This window comes from Vibrio genomosp. F6, assembly GCF_005146325.1.
In the GTDB taxonomy this organism is placed as follows: domain Bacteria; phylum Pseudomonadota; class Gammaproteobacteria; order Enterobacterales; family Vibrionaceae; genus Vibrio; species Vibrio cortegadensis.
Genome location: NZ_SYUT01000036.1, coordinates 1 through 1,680 on the forward strand (window position 1 = coordinate 1; position 1,680 = coordinate 1,680).

A 1,680-nucleotide genomic window follows, 5' to 3' on the forward strand; every position below is an offset into this window, starting at 1 on the left:
CCTATTATCCATACAAACATTTAAGAGTGACTCCCAACGCGTGGCGAGTTTACTCCGATTTGAAATTTGTGTTTACGGTGCAATGGTTTAGCTTGGGTGTCATAGCGTTGTCGCACCTTAATTGGGCGTTATACGACGTACGGTGTGAAAAGTCGTTGCATATCATTTTCTTATGTTTAACAATGCGTCTAATCGTTTGTGGAAATATTTCTCTAACTCTTTAACCCAAACGAGGAAGTGGTATGTTTCAAATATCTGACTTTTCAATAGTTAATGGTCGATTGACGGTCAAAAAGGATAGTTATGCTCTTAGCCAGATTAAGAGCGTTAAAGTTGTTGAAAATAAGGTGTCTTCGCACTTAATTAAAGCAACTGTTACTTCAGCTATAGTTTCAAGTATTTTGTGGTTGTTCGAGCCATTTTCTACTCCTTGGGGCTTTAGTATCAATGCTGGTTTAGTTGCTTTACTATTTACGTTCCCAGTTGTTTTATTCCTTTCTATCGTTCGCTCAAAGTACCAACTTCAAGTTGAATTTGAGCATCAAGATGAGGTTGGTCTCCAATGGATAACGGTTGCTAGCGGTAGAGCGGATCAAGAATTAACAGCGTTAAAACGAGTTGAGCAGGACTTGGCGCGTGATATCGTATAACAAACAATTTAAGAGTGACTCCTAACGCTTGCCGATTTCACTCCGATTTGAAATTTGTGTTTACGGTGCAATGGTTTAGCTTGGGTTTTATAGCGTTGTCGCACCTTAATTGGGCGTTATGTGCTCGGAGGGAGTTATGAAATATAGGCAACATTTAGAAAGCCTAGTGTCTGGTATGTTAGTAGTTCAATCAGCTTATATTCTAGCGTGTGCCACCAAATTGGTAGAAGTTAGTTTGATCCAATTAGTACCTTTGTCATTTTCTGTGATTTCATTGGGGTCGTTACTTGTTCACCGTGTCTTTTATACATATTTTGAAAAACAAGAAGCATTGGCTAGCCTTTTCGCAATTGGTCTGGTGAGTGGGTGTATTGCTTATGTATTTATATTAGCAACTATTCATCTTTGGCTGATGCTAGTTGTTCTGGTTACAATTCTTATGGCATCATTTGCCATAAAAAATGACTTCGAAAAAGAAAGATCTGGCTACATTCATTATCGGAAGCGTTACTACAACCAAAAAGGGCGCACATAACAAACAATTCAACCTGACTTGCAACGCGTGGCATTTTTACTTCTAATCAGGTTTAGTGATTATGGCGCAATGCAGAACCACTGTATTGCGTTGCTGCGCAAGTTAATTGGGCGTTATATTGCATAAGATTCAAAGGGTTAAATTATCCGTTTATCTTTGTTCTGCGTTCGAGCTACACATCTGTTCGTTTCGTGAAAGTTGCCATCAAAATGACCATCGCACGTAGAAAGTGCGTCGGTTAATTAGCTGCAACGTCACGCAAGTCTCCTCGTTAGTAAGTTTGCTGGCTCAAGTTCATTTTGCGCGGCTTCTTTTTTGTGGGAACTTCATTGAAAGTTGTGGCTTCAGCGCACTTTGCTGTCAGGTTTCTCGCTCGAATTCTTTGTCATTTAGGCTAATCGAATGACTCCAATTTCAACTCATTTCGCTTCTTAGCCAAGTGCGTTTTGTTGTCTATGATTGAGTTTCGAACTATCCATTTTACTTCTGAGTTCA

The 1,680-nt window shown here is 39.5% G+C and carries 2 protein-coding genes; both read left to right on the forward strand.

What is annotated here, in order from left to right; translation table 11 throughout:
- Positions 1 to 242 precede the first annotated feature (242 nt).
- Positions 243 to 650, forward strand: coding sequence for a hypothetical protein (locus FCV43_RS14750; RefSeq protein ID WP_136995633.1), 408 nt, complete (start codon positions 243 to 245; stop codon positions 648 to 650).
- A gap of 136 nt (positions 651 to 786) precedes the next feature.
- Positions 787 to 1,185, forward strand: coding sequence for a hypothetical protein (locus tag FCV43_RS14755; RefSeq protein ID WP_136995634.1), 399 nt, complete (start codon positions 787 to 789; stop codon positions 1,183 to 1,185).
- Positions 1,186 to 1,680: the final 495 nt, after the last annotated feature.

What these genes read in the sequence shown, in the direction of transcription:
- FCV43_RS14750 (WP_136995633.1), top strand. Translation starts at nt 243, where the DNA reads ATGTTTCAAATATCTGACTTTTCAATAGTTAATGGTCGATTGACGGTC.
- FCV43_RS14755 (WP_136995634.1), top strand. Translation starts at nt 787, where the DNA reads ATGAAATATAGGCAACATTTAGAAAGCCTAGTGTCTGGTATGTTAGTA.